The 17548-nt window shown below is 53.6% G+C and carries 14 protein-coding genes and 1 tRNA gene; 9 read left to right on the top strand and 6 right to left on the bottom strand.

The window, feature by feature from the left end; all coding sequences use genetic code 11:
* Window positions 1-27 precede the first annotated feature (27 nt).
* Window positions 28-101 (top strand) — tRNA-Pro (locus Pla22_RS10560).
* Between the two features lie 381 nt (window positions 102-482).
* Here Pla22_RS10560 and Pla22_RS10555 read toward each other — a convergent pair.
* Window positions 483-1205, bottom strand: coding sequence for a carbohydrate-binding family 9-like protein (locus Pla22_RS10555; protein WP_165440592.1), 723 nt, complete (start codon window positions 1203-1205; stop codon window positions 483-485).
* Window positions 1206-1618: 413 nt separating this feature from the next.
* Between Pla22_RS10555 and Pla22_RS10550 the strand changes: the two genes are divergently transcribed.
* Both Pla22_RS10550 and Pla22_RS10545 read left to right on the top strand, forming a co-directional pair.
* Window positions 1619-2596 (top strand): SPFH domain-containing protein, encoded by a 978-nt coding sequence (locus tag Pla22_RS10550; protein ID WP_207310330.1) that lies wholly within the window; start codon window positions 1619-1621, stop codon window positions 2594-2596.
* A 338-nt stretch (window positions 2597-2934) separates the two neighbouring features.
* Window positions 2935-3345 carry a hypothetical protein gene (locus Pla22_RS10545; protein ID WP_146514578.1) on the top strand — a complete coding sequence of 137 codons (411 nt, stop codon included), beginning with the start codon at window positions 2935-2937 and terminating at the stop codon, window positions 3343-3345.
* 72 nt (window positions 3346-3417) lie between these two features.
* Here the strand turns inward: Pla22_RS10545 and Pla22_RS10540 are convergent, their stop codons facing one another.
* Window positions 3418-4827: an outer membrane protein assembly factor BamB family protein gene (locus tag Pla22_RS10540; protein ID WP_165440591.1), complete on the bottom strand. Its 1410-nt coding sequence runs from the start codon at window positions 4825-4827 to the stop codon at window positions 3418-3420.
* 166 nt (window positions 4828-4993) lie between these two features.
* Complete coding sequence (locus Pla22_RS10535) at window positions 4994-6439, bottom strand: RecQ family ATP-dependent DNA helicase (protein ID WP_146514576.1); 1446 nt, start codon at window positions 6437-6439, stop codon at window positions 4994-4996.
* A gap of 218 nt (window positions 6440-6657) precedes the next feature.
* Between Pla22_RS10535 and Pla22_RS10530 the strand changes: the two genes are divergently transcribed.
* Window positions 6658-7944, top strand: a complete 1287-nt coding sequence (locus Pla22_RS10530; RefSeq protein ID WP_146514575.1) for a GspE/PulE family protein — start codon at window positions 6658-6660, stop codon at window positions 7942-7944.
* Between the two features lie 62 nt (window positions 7945-8006).
* Here Pla22_RS10530 and Pla22_RS10525 read toward each other — a convergent pair whose 3' ends face one another.
* From Pla22_RS10525 to Pla22_RS10515, 3 genes are read right to left on the bottom strand one after another with little or no spacing between them, the layout of a single operon-like run.
* Window positions 8007-8471 (bottom strand): hypothetical protein, encoded by a 465-nt coding sequence (locus Pla22_RS10525; protein WP_207310329.1) that lies wholly within the window; start codon window positions 8469-8471, stop codon window positions 8007-8009.
* Window positions 8468-9838, bottom strand: coding sequence for a competence/damage-inducible protein A (locus Pla22_RS10520; RefSeq protein ID WP_242631923.1), 1371 nt, complete (start codon window positions 9836-9838; stop codon window positions 8468-8470). Before Pla22_RS10520 ends, Pla22_RS10525 begins: the two co-directional genes overlap by 4 nt.
* The gene (locus Pla22_RS10515; protein ID WP_146514574.1) at window positions 9835-10371 is read right to left on the bottom strand and encodes a DUF6702 family protein; all 537 of its coding nucleotides are present in this window, start codon (window positions 10369-10371) and stop codon (window positions 9835-9837) included. The genes Pla22_RS10520 and Pla22_RS10515 overlap by 4 nt, the downstream gene beginning before the upstream one ends.
* Before the next feature lie 203 nt (window positions 10372-10574).
* Between Pla22_RS10515 and pdxA the strand changes: the two genes are divergently transcribed.
* The 5 genes from pdxA to Pla22_RS10490 all read left to right on the top strand — a co-directional run bounded on the left by pdxA (window position 10575) and on the right by Pla22_RS10490 (window position 17442).
* A complete protein-coding gene (gene pdxA, locus Pla22_RS10510) occupies window positions 10575-11516 on the top strand; it encodes a 4-hydroxythreonine-4-phosphate dehydrogenase PdxA (protein ID WP_146514573.1) in 942 nt (313 codons plus the stop codon).
* A 25-nt stretch (window positions 11517-11541) separates the two neighbouring features.
* Window positions 11542-13119 carry a DUF6798 domain-containing protein gene (locus tag Pla22_RS10505; protein ID WP_242631922.1) on the top strand — a complete coding sequence of 526 codons (1578 nt, stop codon included), beginning with the start codon at window positions 11542-11544 and terminating at the stop codon, window positions 13117-13119.
* Window positions 13120-13350: 231 nt separating this feature from the next.
* Entirely contained in the window at window positions 13351-15072 is a 1722-nt protein-coding gene (araD, locus tag Pla22_RS10500; protein ID WP_146514572.1) for an L-arabinonate dehydratase, read from the top strand.
* Between the two features lie 129 nt (window positions 15073-15201).
* Window positions 15202-16104, top strand: a complete 903-nt coding sequence (locus tag Pla22_RS10495; RefSeq protein WP_242631921.1) for a dihydrodipicolinate synthase family protein — start codon at window positions 15202-15204, stop codon at window positions 16102-16104.
* 198 nt (window positions 16105-16302) lie between these two features.
* Window positions 16303-17442 carry a hypothetical protein gene (locus Pla22_RS10490; RefSeq protein WP_146514571.1) on the top strand — a complete coding sequence of 380 codons (1140 nt, stop codon included), beginning with the start codon at window positions 16303-16305 and terminating at the stop codon, window positions 17440-17442.
* Window positions 17443-17548: the final 106 nt, after the last annotated feature.

Below are 17548 nucleotides of genomic sequence, written 5' to 3'. Positions count from 1 at the left end.
TCCACTACCACGTCATTCGTGACGAATCGGGGCGTAGCTCAGCCTGGTAGAGCGCCTGGTTTGGGACCAGGAGGTCGCATGTTCGAATCATGTCGCCCCGACTTTTCTTTATTTCGTAGGACTTCGTCCTATGTCGGTCGAGAGATGGCCAGCGTCGCCTTTTCCTCTCGTAAACTGCCCCCCAGATTCTTCCCCAAACTTGGGGCAATCCCTGCCTTGGGGTTGGCAAACCGATTACTTCATTCGCCGCATTCCAAAATTTCGGCGTGATGGTCGGCGCCTTGGGCAAAGGCGAGCGTTGAGCTAGACCGTCGCGACAGCTTGCTAACTCGGCGAGCCAGCATCGCCTATACCGAACGTTTACGGTTTGCACGTACCTGCTTGGTGAAAAAGGCGGCACCCATAGTTCTGAAGTTCCCCGGCAGCCCGCGGTTTCCTATCGCTTAGAATCACTCAACAATCACTCATTCGCCACTTGATCGTCACTTGATGAACTTCATCAAACCAAAGCGATTCGGTTGGTGCACATTCTTGGTAATGTCGTAGATCGGAAAGATTGTCGAAGTCGAATGACGGTTCCCTTCAACGTCGTTGCGATCTTGTCGTACCGCTAAGAATGCCCACTGGTTCCCGGCACTGACGGGGACAATCTTTGCCAAGCCATCGAAGTTCGAGATCGGAATGGCAAGCTCCATGGTCCAGCCTTTATCCTGATCCGAATTGTCATTGAGCGTGCCTTCGTACGTCACTTCGACTTTGAAATCTGGATTGAAGGTTCTTAGGACGCAGCTTTGACCTTGGTAGAAATCGTTAAAGAAAACGAAATCGTTTGAAGCTTTCCAAAGATTCAGTTCGTAGCCAATGTGTGTGTCCAGGCTATCGGGAGCTGTGATGAAAAAGATCTCGGCACAGTCGTCGAAGTACGGTTGCCCATCGCGATTTTTCTCGCGAGCGGTCAGGAATTTGTCCTGCATCTCATAGAACACGTACAAGTATTCGTCGTCCCAAAGCATTCGAAGCGTGCTTCGTTGCTGATCGTCTGGTTTGTCAACATTGTAGAAGTACTCGAACGTCCTTGACTCGGTCGACGTCCAACTCGTCTCGTTCATCTTCCCGTCGACGACGATCTCTTCATTCGTTCTGGATACGTGGAACACCGGTTGTTCACCAAGCGAAAGTTTTTTCTCTTCTTGAGCGTCAAGCACGGAACAGGATTGAAAAACAAGGATTAAAACGGCAGATCGGCAGAGCGTGTTCATGACATTTCGAATTTAAGAAGCGACCAGCAGAATCGTTGCCGGTGACGGAACAGTAACGTGACCAAACACTACCGCCTTGTTCGCGTTTTTCAGCGATGCCTTGCTCCCAACGTGGAAGCAGAAGATGGCGTCTGGACCGACCGGCTATTTTAGCCAACAAAGAAGCCTCTGGTGAGCAACCCAGGTGAAGCCGAAGGTATGTGGGCCCCATAGCGTTACGCGGCCGAACGCTTGATAAACGTGTCTGGTAATTAAACGAGTTGACGCGCGCCCTCTGCGGGACGTTTTTGAGCCATATTATTGTATGCGTGAACGACGGTGTTCCTGCACTCCCTTCATCCTGGTTGCGAGAAACATTGATGTCCGAATCAAGTCAAACGAGTTCCACCCGCCAGTCGCCTCTGATTCATGAAAGATTGATTGAATCGCCCATGTCAGCGTGGGTGCCATTGATGATGGGGTTAGGCTGCATGCTTTTGGCGCCGCTTCTATTTGCGATGGGAGTGATTAGTGGGACGGGGATTCTGGCCATTCCCTTAGCGATCGTGCTGGGCGTTGCAGGGTTCATTTCCTTGTTCGGATTGATGGCGATTGCCCCCAATGACTCGCGCGTACTGCTGCTATTTGGTGATTACAAAGGCACGGTCAAAAAGTCGGGCTTCTTTTGGGTCAACCCATTTCTGTCCAAGCGAAAGGTTTCATTGCGAATTCGAAACTTCGAGACGGGCTCTTCGTCGTTACCAGAACAAAAGACGCAGCAAGGCGTTATCACGCAAGCGAAGTCACGCACCGCGAGCCGACCATCCAAGGTGAATGACCGAGACGGCAATCCAATCGAAATATCGGCGGTGGTGGTTTGGAAAGTAGTGGATACCGCAGAGGCTTTGTTTGAGGTGGACGATTACGAACACTATGTTGAAGTTCAAAGCGAAGCCGCGCTAAGAAGCTTGGCGACCCGCTACCCCTACGATCACGATGATCACGAAGTGTCACTTCGTGGCAACACGGATGAGATCTGCGATCAACTATGCGCCGACATTCAAGAGCGACTAGGCAAGGCTGGCGTTCACGTCTCGGAAGCTCGGATCAGTCACCTCGCGTACGCTCCGGAAATCGCAGCGGCAATGTTGCAGCGTCAACAGGCAGGCGCAGTGGTTGCGGCCCGAACCAAAATCGTCGATGGAGCCGTCGGTATGGTCGAGATGGCATTGGAGCATCTCAAACGGGATGAGATTGTCGAATTGACCGCGGACCAACGAGCGTCGCTTGTTTCAAATTTGCTGGTGGTTCTTTGCAGCGACCGGCACACCCAGCCCGTCGTTCAAGCTGGGTCTTAGGCAACGCGATTGCCAAAGTGCAGGTCGAGTCGGCAGCTAGGTTTGAGTGCTTGACTCACATGACCTGGGTCGCCAGAACGAAGTTCGGCGCTAAGGCGTTTCCTATGTTCGCGAGCTCGACATAGGTCATCCCTCTGCGTGAATGACGACGCAAAGGCCTCGTTTGAGCTCCCCGCACTGGCCGGCTATTTGCCAGCAAAACACTGAGAAAAACAGCTTTCCAGACACCTTTGACCAGACTTGTCCGGGACTCCGCGATGATACCTGTGTCGCCCAACTGATCGTTACACAGTTGATCGACATTCAAGTTTCAACGCCACTCACGGAAGAAAAGTTAAATGTCCAAGTTCTATGTTCAATGCGGTCCTGTCGAAGTCGTCCTCACTGCTGATACTGTTGAGCAAGCAGCCCTCAACGCTGTCGACCGCAGCCTCCAGAATCATCTGTGGATCTACGATGATGCAGGACTCAGCGAACGAGATTGCCATGATCACTTGATGCTCGAAGCCCTAATGCACATGGCACCGACGATTCGTGTCAGTGAGCGAGGTTTTGCGTCAGTCGATCAAGTCAACGTGGATGACGGTCACGCTCACTTTATCGGAACCCCCGAAACAGTCGAGCATTGGCACCAACTCATGGTCGGCATGAGCCGCTTGTTCGTGGCGGCTGGTTTGACGCCACGTTCGATGGAAGCGGTTGCCGGGTTCAAGGCAAGCGAGCAACCATCGCCTCGCTTGCCTCGTTAACCGTGATGCATTCTTTCGATGGCGAATCGGTTGCGATCGCCAATCTAGTCGCTGCGCCGGAAGCGGTGCGAATCACTTGTTTGATAAGCAGTAGAGCTTACTATCACTGCGGATGAAGATTTCCCCATCACTGACTGCTGGAGTTCCGCCAAACCCGCTGTCGCCGGGGAAAGAGTTTTCGGCAATAAGTTCAGGCGAGCGAGTTGCCGTAAGTACGTAAACCGTGCCCGACCGCGAGGTCATGTAGATATTGTCGCCGATTAGAACCGGCGAGGCGTAGTCCATGCTAAACATGCCGCCTCGTCCGCCACCACGACGTCCACCTCCTTCACGTCCACCTCCTTCACCATCATTGCCTTCACCGTCACCTCCGTCGCTCGCACCTCTACCACCACGGCTTGAAGAACTACCTAAACGCAGTTGGCCGACCTTGTCACCGTCCTCGGCGCTGAAGACGGTCATGATCGAATCGCCAAACGTGAATAGCAGATCGTTGTGGTATAGCGGTGTCGAAAAACGACCGGGAATCTTTGCGTCCCAGATCACGTGAGTGTCGTTCACATCACCTTTTCCACCGACCTTCACAGCGACCGCCTCTCCTCCACGACCACCGGTTGCGAAAACAAGTCCATTTCCGGGAGTCAACGAAGCTGCCGTCGAAGCATCCGTCGTGCCGCGTGAATACCATCGCAGTTTGCCGGTTTCCGGATTGATGCCCCAAACTTCGCCGGGAACATTAATGACCAAGTCAGTGCGACCTTCTTCGGACGTGACCAACGTTGGCGTGCTCCAAGTGCTTTGCAAGTCTTGAGCCTCTTGCTTCCATTTGATCTCGCCAGACTCGGCGTTGATCCCAAACATTGTCTCGCTTTCTTCTGACGCAGTCACGATCAGCGTGTCTTGATAGACAACCGGGCTCGCAGACGATCCCCACCCCTGCGGGCCCGAACCAGTCCCGACGGATTGTCGCCAAAGTTCGTTTCCGTCGAGGTCAAACGCGACGACACCGCTCTTGCCCAAGAACGCGTAAACTCGTTTGCCATCACTCACCGGAGTGTGCGACGCATAACCGTGTGCGGGCACTCCGACGCCCTCGTAGGGATCCTCTGGCTGAACGGCCTTGATCTCGTTTTGCCAACGCACCTTGCCGGTCGCCTTATCCACACAAATCACGTGTCGTGTTAGGTCGTCGATCGACTCATTTTCTCCACCGACTCCGTAGCCGGAATAGCAAGTCACGAAAACGAGGTCACCGACCACGATCGGACTTGATACCCCTTTGCCGGGCAGCTCGGTCGCCCACTTAACATTTTCGCCATCACCCCATTTCGTCGGCGTCTTTTCGGTAGCTTCAGCTTTGAGCTGTCCCGAAGTTCCAAGAAAACGCGGCCAGTCTTCGCCGATAGCAGGCAAAGCACCAACCGCCACAGCCAAACCGCATATCGTCAAAGAACGAGTGAGGGCGAGAGACGAGAATGCCATTGAACGAATTTGGCGTATCGGATGAGGTGTCATGAAACGTCCCGTGGATGAATTTCGTGTGAATGGAGGATCACGCAAGCGTGCTGATTGTAGACCTATGGCGTAGGCAAAACCGGCCAGGGACTCACAAGTTTCGAAGGAAGTTGATAAAAGCCGAGGAATATCATTACTCTTCGCCTAGGAAGTAATCGTTAAAGAATGCTTGTCGCGCCTCGGGCTCCGCCGCGGCGTATTGCACCATGGCGTACAAACGTTGTTGATCGTTGCGTTTCTTTTCTCCTAGCAACGCGTCGCTGCTCAATTCTTCGGGCAGGGGGCCAAGCACGTCGAAACATGCCGGTTCATGGGGACCGGCGATCACCCCGTGACGATCCATCATCGCGATCACGGTGGCCAAGCGGTGGTCATGTTTCGCCACCCGCTGCAATCGTCCATTCATCCAGTTAAGCCCAAACGCCCGACACTCTTCGTTGTGTTCGCGAAGCAATGTGTAAACGCGATCATAGAAAGCCGCTTCTGGGTTGGACCATTCAATGAACTGCATTTGAGTCATGAGGTCTGATTGGTCGTAGAGCCAACGACATAGACTAGGTTTTCCATCGCGACCGGCGCGACCGATTTCTTGGTAGTACGACTCAATTGACCCAGGGGTTTCAACGTGCATGACGATACGAATGTCTGACTTGTCGATTCCCATTCCGAACGCGTTGGTCGCCAAAACGATTTCGCAATCGCCAGACATAAATTCGTTTTGAATTCGACGACGAACGTTTCGAGGTAGATCACCGTGATAGTTGACGTGGTCAATACCGGCCGACAACATGCGATCGCTGAAACTCTCGAGCGTTTTGATCAACGAAAAGTAAACAATCACGCTACCGCCGCGATACTCGTCGCTGCGCAACGTTTCGACGAGCGAATCAAACTTGCCGTCATTATCCATGACATGCACGACATCCAAAGCCAGATTAGGCCGATCGATTCCTTCGTGAAATAGCTTGATGTCGCTTTCATCAATTCCAATTTGCTGATAAATGTCCGAACGACATTCACGAGTGGCGGTTGCCGTTAGCGCGATCGTGGTAGGGTTGCCAACGAATGATCGAATTTCTCGAATCCTTGAATAATCAGGTCGGAAATCGTGCCCCCATTGGCTGACGCAGTGTGCTTCGTCGATCGCCATCAAGGCGATATGCCGTTTGCGTATGACTTCACGAAAATCGTCTTTTCGAAAACGCTCGGGCGTGACGTAGAGCAATTGGTAACGACCACTAGCGACCTCTTCGTACCGAGCGATGCGGGTCGTTCGATCAAGAGACGAATTGATAAAGGCGGCATCGATACCGCGTGCCGTCAACGCATCAACCTGATCCTTCATCAACGCCACCAGCGGGGATAGCACTAACGTTAAAGGGGTACCGTCCGATTCGGCATGATCGCCATGAATCAGTGCTGGAATCTGATAGCACAGCGATTTCCCCATCCCGGTTGGCATCACTACCATCGCGTGATTGCCTTGGACAACATGATCGATGATGGCCGCTTGGCTGCCGCGAAAAGTGTCGTATTGGAAGTGTTTTTGCAGAATCGCGATGGCGTTGGGGTCGGACATATTCACGGGTCAAAAAGCGTGTTGGTTCATCATGATGTGCGGATATGGCACGCATTGAAACCGATGTGCCCCCCGCTGGGAACCGACGATTTACTAAGCCAAAGTTTATTAAACCTCTGCAAACTCTTTGCAACCGCCACGCAAATACTTGATAGTGGTTCCGCGAAAGAAACGCAGCGTGACTTTACAACGTGAACTTATCTTGAGGGATTCGAGCGATGCACCGTAACAAACTCATCGGCGGCGGCAAAACGGCGAACGGCAAAGACGCAGTCGATTTCGTTGCCATCGAAGGCGAGACTGAATTGACACCGCCCGAGATGTACGCGGCGAATTTGATCGAATGGGCAGTCGACCGTCGAGCGAGTGACTTGTTTGTCTCGGACAACGAAAACTCTGTCATGGTGTCGATTCGTAGATTTGGCAAGGTCGAGCAGATCCGCTGTTTGGCAAGATCCTATGGTCGCAAACTGCAAGGTCACCTACGAGTACTCGCCGGATCCGACGCGGGTGAGATCATTCGTCCGACTGAAGGTCGCGGGGTGTTGACGACTCAATCGGGACGCACGGTCGACTTGCGTTTGTCGACGATGCCCACCTTATTCGGGCAGGACGTTGCCGTGCGGTTGTTCGATCCAGTCAACGGATCGCGTTCAATTGAAAGCCTTGGTTACGAACCTGACGAACTCACCGCGATTAAAGACCTGATATCACAGCCATCCGGTTTAATTCTCGTTGCCGGTCCCGTCGCGAGTGGAAAGTCCAGCACACTTTACGCTGCGGTCGAAGCGCTCAACGATGGAACGCGTAAGATTCATACGTTGGAAGACCCAATCGAACATGCATTAGCCGGAGTGATGCAGACTCAGGTCAATTTGCGGGCAGGCCTCGATTTTGCCGACCTGCTCTCGTCTGTCCTTCGCCACAGTCCCGATGTGATCATGGTCGGCGAGATCCGAGACGCCAGGACGGCAGCGACCGCGGTTCGGGCGGGAGCGAGCGGACAACTCGTGTTGGCAACGATTCATGCTAAAACGGCCGCTGAAGCAGTCGACTCGATGCTGCAGTACGAAACCAATCCTAAGTTCTTGGCGAGTGCTTTGATCGGCGTAATTAACCAACGATTGGTTCGGCGTCTTTGCCGGCTTTGTGCCCAACCAGTCAAGGCCGATGGTTTGAACGAGGTTTCCAAACGCGTCAATGAATTGCTCGGCGACCAACCCCCGCGAATGTACCTTGCCGATGGATGCGAAGCGTGCTTCGGCGATGGGTATGACTCGATGACCTGCGTCCCAGAGATCATGCTCTTTGATCGAGCGTTGTGCGAACAGGTTGCCAATGGATGCTCAGCAGGTGACCTCGAAAAGCTGGCCTGCGAGCGGGGAATGGTCCACATGAGCGAAGTCATGGCCGCCCGCGTTTTGCGAGGCATCACCTCGCCAATCGAAGCCAACCGGATGTTCAGTGATCCGATGCTCGCGGATTTGGCGTTGCGAGCGAAATGATAAGAAAAGCCAAAGTTGCTACTCCGGCTCGGCAACACTTCTACTTCGGTTCGGCAGCATTGCTACTCAGGCTCGGCAATACTGTCCGCTGGTAAAATTCGACCGAATAGATGGCCGCCTTTATCATCGTGTTGCCAACTTCCCGCATAACGATTTCGGCGAATCAACACTCTTGCATCGAAGGTCCCCATACCAGGGATCCAAAGCGAATCGAGCGTGATCACCGGCGTTTCGCCCGCAAACAGGATTTTGATTTCCATCGGCACTTCGCTATCGACATCGCCGTACTTAATCCGAGCCGTCAGCCGATACATGTCGTCAGCCGGCAGTTTTTCGCATTTGCTGATGACGTACTCTTCGGTACTCGGTGGCTTGTCTCGTCCATCAACGGTGAACTGGCCTACAAACTTCTTGCCCGTGAGATACTTTGCCAAGTCAAGTTCGCGATTCGGATTGTTAGGTTCGTCCGCAAAAACAGGATTAAAGATCAAGGCTAATGCGACAACAAACAATGAGATGGTTTTCATAAGGTCTCCTGGTTGGCAAGCAAACTTCTTAGAAACGCCATCGCTGCTTTCGCGATGCGAGCGTGAACGATACTGGGGTGTCCCCCGAGCTTAACGCATTTCTCGTAGGTGCACTCGGTAAGTTGGTCAGCACAAGTCTGGACGACAGCAAGCCGCTTAAATTCAGGCTGATTGCCGCCAGCTTCTGGAGTATCAGACGCGTTCGCATTGAGGTTGGTGACCTTAGGTCCCGTGACAAGAAACCTTACCTCTTCTGGCTCAACGGGCTTATCGCTCGTGTGATCCAAAAGAGGATAACTGTCTACCAACAACGTCCAATCCGCACCTGTGTTTTGTCGAATCGTCGCTAGCGCTATTTCATGATCGTCGCATCCAAACATGCGAGCGAGTTCGGCGGCATTGGCAAACGACAAACCACCGACATACGAATGCGACTTACCCAACGCGGCAAACCAATCCCCCAGCGGCGCAGCGAGCCCATATTCAATGATCGCGAGAGATTGGTTTCGCTCAGCCAAAAGTAGTTCGATTGCGTCTTGCTGCTCGAACGTTTCGCCATCCCCGAAGTAGAATTCGCCGACTCGAGTCAAAATCTCTTCTCGAGTTGCATCGATTTGCGATTGGCAAGCTTCCGGTGTTACGCCAGTTGCACTGATGCGTAATGAGATCGTTGCCGAACTGACTGTGATTCCAACTCGCGGAGTGCGATTGCGGTCGATCATGTCGCCTAAACGCTCTTCCATATCGCTTTCGCCCGTTCCGAAAAACTTCATCACGTGGTGGCGTATATGGTTGGCACCCGAAAAGGACTCCATGATTCGCGGTGCAACGGTGTCATCGAACATCTGCTTCATTTCGGCTGGCACACCTGGCAGAGCGAAGATCCGTGATCGGGAACCGTCATCACGAGTCACCGTGATATCCACCCCAGGTGCGGTTCCTTGAGGGTTAAAGATTTCGTCGCTACCTTCGGGGAACATCGCCTGGTTTCGGTTTCGTGCGGGCATCTCGCGATTTCGTTTCGCGAACATCGACTCGATGTGAGCCATCGCGGACGGCTTCATTACGAGGGGCTGATTAGCAAGCGCAGCCAAAGCTTCGCGCGTGAGGTCGTCGCGAGTTGGTCCGAGACCTCCGGTGCAAACAATCACATCGGCCCGATTTGCCGCAACCCGGAACACGTCAATGTTATTGGCAAGAGAATCACCCACCGTGCTGTGATATTGAATTTCGATCCCCAACTCACCCATTCGGCGACTAAGCCACTGGGCGTTGGTATCAAGGCGAGCTCCGCTCGTCATTTCGTCGCCAATCGAAATCACTTCGCCGGTCATTGGCAGGGTAGGGGTATCCGAGGATGCAGTCATGGTTGGCTTTGCTTCAGCTCTGACGATTGCGGACTAGGCAGTGAAACCTGATGCTTCGCCGACGTCAGATTGACGGAAGTCTTGGGGGATTGATCGAGAAACACGACTCGATGCGTGTAATTTTGGTTGTGTTCGAACAGTAGAGTTAGGTCAATCAATGTGGGACGCGTTTTGTCATTGGAGACGACTTCGAAGTACCACCATACGTGGGCTCCTTCTTCCTTGCGACCGATCCAGCGGTATAAGGCAATCGCTTGTGGATCCTGAAAGCCTTTGAAACAATAGTGACGACCTAAGTATCCCATCGCGCGTCGCCCCAATTCACTTGCTTCGTCGCCACTTAGCTCGGGCGTTTCAGAGTTGAATTTATCGCCGAAGTTCTTGACGACAGGCTGTTTAAGGATCCATTCCTCGTCGAGCCTGTGAAAACGAACGGCCACTTCGACCGATTTGGTTTGCTCGTTCCACTCCACTTCGGACACAGTCTCATGGACAGGATGCATCAACAGGAACAACAACGAGAGTAAATGCATTGCTTAACGATGGATTGAGTTGACCACGAGGGTGTTTGTCGAATGAGGGCTTGAACCGATATACTCGCGGCTTGATGCCAAGCGACAGGCATTTCTAGACGATTCACCGCAGTGAAGCCGCCAAAATGATCCGCTGTGTTGTCGCTGCCCTATTCTAATTGCCACATTCTAACGTTCCTTCACCAATTCGTTCAGTCACATCCATGTCATCTCAACCTCGTATTGCTATTTCCGTGGGTGACGTTGCCGGCGTGGGACCTGAACTGGCACTCAAATGCGCGGCCCTGCCAGAGATCACTGAAAGATGCACCCCAGTCCTGTATGGCCCGTTGGTCATATTGAAACGCATCGCAACTTTGTTGAAGCTGGCTTTGCCAAAAGACATTGTTGACGTTGGTGACGCCGGCGAAGTGAGTCACGGGCATTTTTCGCTAGCGACGGGACAGGCCTCCTTCGATGCGTTTAACTTGGCGATTAGCGACGCGATGTCAGGCAAAGTCGCCGGAGTGGTGACGGGGCCGATTCAGAAACAGGCTTGGCATTTAGCAGGAATCCCCTTTCCGGGTCACACCGAAGTATTGGCCGAGCGAACTGGCACCGATGACTTTTGCATGATGCTGACGAGCCGCGAAATTTCCTGTGTGCTAACAACGATCCACGTTCCGCTTGCGGATGTCCCGTCGATGTTAACAACGGACCTAGTCATTAAAGCGATCACGCTTGCTAATGAAGCAATGACCAAACGGCATGGACGTCCGGGTCGGATCGTTGTTTGCGGATTGAATCCACACGCTGGAGAAAACGGATTGTTCTCTCATGGCGAAGAGCAGTCGATCATTATACCGGCAGTTGATTTCTGTCATGTGCGTGGCATGAATGTCGTTGGCCCCGTGCCCCCGGACACCGCTTTTACACCGTCCATGCGTGCGAAGACGGATGCCTACGTTTGCATGTACCACGACCAGGGATTGATTCCATTGAAGGCGTTGTCATTTGATGATGCTGTGAACGTGACCTTAGGTTTGCCCATCGTTCGCACCAGTGTCGACCATGGCACCGCGATGGACTTGGCTTGGCAGGGGACCGCGAATCACCAAAGCATGGTGGCAGCGATAGATATGGCGGTTGATTTGTCCTGTGGCTGATTCGCTTCCACCGAAACCCCCGATCTTGTCCAGAGCTCAAGTAGCGCTCGAGATGCTCGTGCTGGTGGGGCTGTTCTTTGTCTATGCCGGTGACGCGCCGCCCATGGTCAACGAGGCTCATTACTTAGTCAAAGCCAAGAACTTTTGGCAACCGGAATGGTGCGCCAATGACCTTTTTGCAGCGTCGGGCAAAGCACATGTCTTGTTCTATTCAACCTTCGGCTACCTAACGCAGTGGGTGTCTTTATCAACGAGTGCATGGATCGGGCGAGTCATCGGTTGGACTTTAATCGCCGCAGGTTTGTCTTGTTTATGCCGTGTATTTTCGCGTGAAAGTGGGCTGCCGCATTCTCTAATGTATACCTGGGCCGTTGCGATCGGTTGGATAGCGGGCATCGAGTACGGCAACCTAGCTGGTGAATGGGTGATTGGTGGAATCGAGGCGAAGGTTCCCGCTTATGGCTTCGTGCTTTTCGGAATCGCAGACCTGATTCAACGACGATGGAATCGCGTGTGGGTTTGGTTCGGCGCCGCGGCAGGCTTTCACGTTTTGACGGGCGGTTGGTCGGTCGTGGCAGCGATGGTGGCTTGGTGGATCACGGAACGAAATCAACCGGCGAATATTCGTTGCCCGTTGGTTACCCGATGGCTGGTCCTGGGCGGCGTGCTGTCGTTGCCCGGTGTGATACCGGCAGTTCAACTTTCGATGGGAGCCGATCCGCAAGATTCCGCTGCCGCCGCGAGTGTGTATTCGTACTTTCGAATCAGCCATCATTTGATGCCCGCCGCGTTCGATTTTTGGTGGTACCTGCGTCACGCTTGCTTATTGTTTTTACTGTTTGCTCTTGCGCTAACGGCAACCAAAGACACTCCTGCCAAAAGACGTTTGATGGCGTGGACAATCGGTGTCATTGCAATTGCTGCAGTGGGAATGTTGGTCGGATTCTTGCCACCGGTAGCGCCGGACCTAGCCGCAAAACTGCTTCGTTACTACTGGTTTCGTGTTTCCGATGCGATCGTTCCACTAAGCGTTTCTCTTTTAGCTTTTCAAACGGCATATCAACCAGGCAAGTTTCGGCGACTTGCCTTTGCCGGTTTCGCTGTCGCGGTGATCCTGGTGACGTACAGCAGCATCGCCCGAATGCGAACCGGCGTGCCACCATCGGTGAACGAGCGATTGCTTGGCCGTGTGCTTCACACCGACTTGGATCGGCAACGGATTGCGTATCGAGATTGGCTGCGAGTTTGCCAATGGGCCAAGGCTAGTACACCCGAAGACGAAGTATTCCTAACGCCACGCCATCAGCAGACCTTCAAATGGTACGCGCATCGAGCCGAGGTTGTGAACTGGAAAGACGTGCCACAGGACGCAGCAAGTTTGTTGGAATGGAAACGGCGCTTCCTAGAGGTCTATCCACCGGAATGGGGAACCGTTCGGGTCTCGATCAACTATCGCATTCTGCGCGATTTCCGGGACCGATATGGCGTTCGTTTCCTGATTGTGGATCGCAAGGTGGTAGGCGACAATTTGCCGCTGATTAGAGTCTATCCGAGAACATCCACCGACAACGAAAACTACGCCGTGTACGAAATGCCACGGTAGGCCGAACGCACTGCAAGAAGTTCACTGTTTTGATGATGCCAAGTTTCGTCACGCTGCCTGAGTTGCGATGCGTTGTCCGAAGCACCCTTGGGTCTGAATTAGCAACCTTTCTTTGTCGGCAACTTATCTGCGTCAGCAACTCGGAGTCTGGTTCTAGGATGTGGCCTTTCCGTGCTAGACTGTCACGCCTCCTGCACCCCGCCTTCCCGCCTTTGATTTGACCTGCCCCACATGACTCACGACCCCACCTCACTTCGTTCACATCGCTGGTTCGGTCCTGATGACGTGCGTTCTTTTGGGCATCGCTCGCGTTTGAAGGGAATGGGGTTTGATGATGTCGATTACCAAGATCGACCTGTCGTCGCGATTCTCAATACTTGGAGCGAACTCAACACGTGCCACTCGCACTTTCGCAACCGGGCTGACGAAGTTCGCCGCGGCATTCTTCAATCGGGAGGCTTTCCGGTCGAAGTGCCGGTGATGTCGTTGGGCGAGATGATGATGAAGCCAACGACGATGCTGTACCGCAACTTGTTGGCGATGGAAGTCGAAGAAGTGTTGCGTTGTCACCCGATCGATTCGGCAGTGTTAATGGGCGGTTGTGACAAGACGGTACCGGCAATGTTGATGGGCGCGATCAGTGCTGACATTCCGTCGATCTTTCTGCCCGCCGGACCGATGCTGAAGGGACGCTTCAAGAACGAAACGCTCGGCAGCGGCAGTGACACCTGGAAGTACTGGGATGAACGGATGGCGGGCAATTTGTGCGAACATTCGTGGAAGTGCATCGAGAACGGGATTGCTCGGTCCGCAGGAACGTGCATGACGATGGGAACCGCAAGCACGATGGCCTCAGTGGCCGAAGCGATGGGCTTCACACTTTCGGGCGCCGCTTGCACCCCGGCGGTTTTTGCCGATCATTCGCGTTTGGCGGTCGCGACCGGACGACGCGCGGTCGAAATGGCGTGGGACAAATTCACGCCCTCTTCGTTTCTAACACCATCATCACTCGATAACGCATTAACCGCTGCGTTAGCGATCGGTGGAAGCACCAACGCGATCGTTCACTTGATTGCGATTGCTGGTCGACTCGGATTTGAACTAACGCTTGATCGTTTCGACGAACTGTCACGGATTACTCCGGTGATTGGTGACATCCGTCCGAGTGGTCGATACTTGATGGAGGATTTCTACAATGCGGGTGGTGTGCCGGCGCTATTAAGCCGTCTGACAGACCTTCTGGACACTCAGTGCAAGACAGTGAGTGGGGTAACGCTTGGTGAGCAGATTGCGAATGCCGAGGTCATTGATGATGAAGTGATTCGTCCGCGTGAGAATCCTGTTTCACCCGCCGGCGGAACGTGTTTGCTAAGAGGCAATTTGGCGCCTCAAGGTTGCGTGATCAAGTCGCTCGCTGCGGATCCAAAGCTACTCATCCATCGCGGTCGCGCGGTCGTGTTCGACGACTACCCGGCGATGAAGGCCGGAATTCACGATCCTGACTTGGACGTTGACGCCAATAGCGTGCTAATTCTTCGCGGTGCAGGTCCTCTGGGAGCCCCCGGTTTTCCGGAGTGGGGCATGTTGCCAATCCCTAAGAAATTGCTGGTCCAGGGTGTACGCGACATGGTTCGTTTGAGCGATGCCCGAATGAGCGGCACGAGTTACGGAACTTGCGTTCTGCACATTTCCCCCGAAAGCTCTGCGGGTGGCCCACTTGCCCTCGTGCAAAACGGTGACGAAATTGAGATCAACATTCCCGAACGAACCATCCACTGGCACGTTGATGATGCTGAAATTACAAGGCGGCGATCGGAACTAAAGTTGCCCGATGTTGTTCCCGCTCGCGGCTACGGTCGGTTGTACGCAAAGCACGTCACACAGGCGGACAAGGGTTGCGACTTTGATTTCCTAACTGGTCGTAGCCCCGGTGCGGAGCCGGGCATTTACTAGCCTGCACTTTAAGTTCGACTAACCACGCTTAACTAACCACGCTCAGCCAACCTAACTTTCTCACCTTCACGCTCTCGACTTCACTTTCCCGCCTACGATTCCCTCCTTTAAAACTTCGACTGAACAATCATGGACTCATCTGAATTTCAACCTGCTCAACTTCGTCAATCTGTGATTGCGGTTCCGCCTATGGCGCGAGACACAAACGGCAACATTGATGTACAGGAAAACGAAAAGGTCATTCGTTTCCTCGAAGCAGGTGGAGTTCGATCGTTGCTTTATGGTGGCAACGCTGTCTTTTATCACATCTCGCTTGCGGAGTACTCCGGAACACTGCAGTGGTTGTCCGAATCAACCTCGGACGACACGGTGGTGATTCCATCAATTGGCCCGGCTTATGGTTTTGCCCGCGACCAAGTTGAGGTTCTGCAGCAGTTCAACTTCCCCACCGCGATGCTGCTTCCTTCACGTGACGTCGTCGACCAACAAGGCATTGCCACTTCGATCCGGCGATTGGCCGAAGACCTGGGCAAACCGCTTGTCGTGTATTTGAAGTTCGATCGCTGGCTCGATGCGTCTTTGATCCGATCACTCGAGGATGACGGCGTGATCTCGTGGATCAAGTACGCTGTGGTGCGAGAAGACACATCCAATGACGACTATCTTCGTGAAGTCATTGACGCTTTCCCAAGCACACGAATCGTCAGCGGTATTGGCGAACAGCCTGCGATCATTCACCTGCGAGATTTTGGCATTACCGGATTCACGAGCGGATGCATCTGCGTCGCTCCCGAACGTTCGATGGAGATGATGCACGCCATCCACGCCGGCGACTACGAAAAGGCCGAGGCGATTCGAAAGTGGTTCTGCCCGTTGGAGGATCTACGCAACGAAATCAATCCGATTCGAGTGCTTCACCACGCGGTCGAAGCGGCCGGCATTGCCAAGATGGGGCCGCTGCAACCAATGCTCAGCGACCTTGATGATTCGTCAATCGAAAGAATTCGTGCTGCTGTGAGCCAAATGGCTTAGGCTTCTCGGGCCGCGACTATCGCAATCGCGATGTTCTGAACACCTTTTCCACACCGCAGATTTTCACTGGTCGATTCAATCGACGCGGAAAAATCAATCTCAGGGGCGAAATCACCTCGCCTCTCTCCCGCGGAAAGGCTTCGGTCGTTAGCGTAAGAGTCCTCGTATGAGTTGACTTTTTTCCCGCATTGGATGCCCATGACACCCGATAACATTCGCGACACCGACACCCACGACGTTCAAGACGAAACCGAAGTTACCCCGTTCGACTTTACGGTCGCAGAGGGCTCGATCGCCGAGGACACCAATGACGCGGATCGCGCGATCGATACCGAAGCCGATTCTGAAATAGCGTCTGCCAAAGAAGCGTTTGACGCCGACGATGTCGCTGCAAACGAAGCAACCGCTGAAGCACGCAACGCCGACGGACAAACGACCACTGATCCGCAAGACGTTTCAGATGTCGCAGCGATTACAGATGGCGATACCGCGATCGACAGCAATGCGGCGGTCGATAACGCGGTTATTGATAACGCGGCTGATGATGATGACGATGAAAAACTTGTCGAATTGGCTCAGCCTTACGTCGGCCAGTGGAACACGTTGATCAGCACCACGAACTGGGAAAAAGGTCGCATCATCGCCGATTGGCGTGCTGCCCTGATCGAGTCGGGTGCCGAGTCGAGTCAGTATTCCGATGAAGCGTGGACCCGCCGTGTTGGCGGCGTGACTGCGCCACATGTGGGACGTTTGCGACGAGTCCACGAACGGTTTGCAACGACGTTCGAAAGCTACCAGGGACTCTACTGGAGCCACTTTCTTGCCGCACTCGATTGGGAAGATGCTCCGCTATGGCTTGAAGGAGCGTCCAAAGAAGGTTGGTCCGTTGCCGGTATGCGTGAGCAACGTTGGCAAGCTCTCGGTGCGGTGGAATCCAATCGCCCCACTGGTAGCCAAGTCATTGAAGTCGATACCGACGAAGACATCGTTTTGCCCGCACAAGGTGGCGGCAGCACGAAAGAGTACGGTGACGAACCCGGTGTCGCTTCGGGGCCAACTTACGAAGGACCCGACTTTGGCGAAGAAGACGAATTAATGTCGTTAGGTGGTAGCGGAAAGGAACAAGGCGGCGAAGCGATCTCGATGGTTGACCCCGATGCTCCCGCCGCACCCGTGCAACCGTTTGCGGGATTGCCCGAGTTGCCTGATGATCTGGCTGATTCGGTTGAGTCTTTCAAACTGGCAATTTTGCGTCATAAGACATCCGGCTGGAACGAAGTATCAGCGGACACCATCGATAAGTATCTCAAGGCGTTCATCGTCTTGTTGTCGACTTAAATCCAACGGTGATGCAGGATAGTGTCGGCGTTTACCGGCCATTTCGGTGCACTTTCGACAAACGGCCGGTAGAGTCCGGCCGTGTGTCCAACGCCACATAGGTATT

Source organism: Rubripirellula amarantea, from assembly GCF_007859865.1.
GTDB classification, from domain to species: domain Bacteria; phylum Planctomycetota; class Planctomycetia; order Pirellulales; family Pirellulaceae; genus Rubripirellula; species Rubripirellula amarantea.
Note: the sequence above shows the minus strand (reverse complement) of the source record. Positions and strands in the feature narration are given on the sequence as shown.

Bases quoted from the DNA above. Each gene is read 5' to 3' on its own strand.
- Pla22_RS10550 (WP_207310330.1), top strand. From the start codon at position 1,619: ATGTCCGAATCAAGTCAAACGAGTTCCACCCGCCAGTCGCCTCTGATT.
- Pla22_RS10545 (WP_146514578.1), top strand. From the start codon at position 2,935: ATGTCCAAGTTCTATGTTCAATGCGGTCCTGTCGAAGTCGTCCTCACT.
- Pla22_RS10540 (WP_165440591.1), bottom strand. From the start codon at position 4,827: ATGGCATTCTCGTCTCTCGCCCTCACTCGTTCTTTGACGATATGCGGT.
- Pla22_RS10535 (WP_146514576.1), bottom strand. From the start codon at position 6,439: ATGTCCGACCCCAACGCCATCGCGATTCTGCAAAAACACTTCCAATAC.
- Pla22_RS10530 (WP_146514575.1), top strand. From the start codon at position 6,658: ATGCACCGTAACAAACTCATCGGCGGCGGCAAAACGGCGAACGGCAAA.
- Pla22_RS10525 (WP_207310329.1), bottom strand. From the start codon at position 8,471: ATGAAAACCATCTCATTGTTTGTTGTCGCATTAGCCTTGATCTTTAAT.
- Pla22_RS10520 (WP_242631923.1), bottom strand. From the start codon at position 9,838: ATGACTGCATCCTCGGATACCCCTACCCTGCCAATGACCGGCGAAGTG.
- Pla22_RS10515 (WP_146514574.1), bottom strand. From the start codon at position 10,371: ATGCATTTACTCTCGTTGTTGTTCCTGTTGATGCATCCTGTCCATGAG.
- pdxA (WP_146514573.1), top strand. From the start codon at position 10,575: ATGTCATCTCAACCTCGTATTGCTATTTCCGTGGGTGACGTTGCCGGC.
- araD (WP_146514572.1), top strand. From the start codon at position 13,351: ATGACTCACGACCCCACCTCACTTCGTTCACATCGCTGGTTCGGTCCT.
- Pla22_RS10495 (WP_242631921.1), top strand. From the start codon at position 15,202: ATGGACTCATCTGAATTTCAACCTGCTCAACTTCGTCAATCTGTGATT.
- Pla22_RS10490 (WP_146514571.1), top strand. From the start codon at position 16,303: ATGACACCCGATAACATTCGCGACACCGACACCCACGACGTTCAAGAC.